This window comes from Paenibacillus sp. GbtcB18 (assembly GCF_019091125.1).
Classification (GTDB): Bacteria; Bacillota; Bacilli; order Paenibacillales; family NBRC-103111; genus Paenibacillus_F; species Paenibacillus_F chitinolyticus.
In genome coordinates this window covers 1-204 of record NZ_JAGXJX010001056.1, presented here as the reverse complement: position 1 = coordinate 204, position 204 = coordinate 1, and the positions used below count along the sequence as shown (strand labels likewise).

The following is a 204-nucleotide window of genomic DNA, read 5'->3' as shown; positions in this document are numbered from 1 at the left end:
GAGCTGACGGGATTCGAACCCGCGGTCTCCTGCGTGACAGGCAGGCATGTTAGGCCTCTACACCACAGCTCCAAGTAGTATTCCCCAGTTCCAGGAAAATTATGATTGTCGGACTCATAAAATCTGGATGGTGGACGCTGACGGGATCGAACCGCCGACCCTCTGCTTGTAAGGCAGATGCTCTCCCAGCTGAGCTAAGCGTCC

The 204-nt window shown here is 55.4% G+C and carries 1 tRNA gene; it reads right to left on the bottom strand.

The annotated features are described in order from the left end of the window. Positions 1–128 precede the first annotated feature (128 nt). Positions 129–204, bottom strand: a tRNA-Val gene (locus KVT34_RS31630).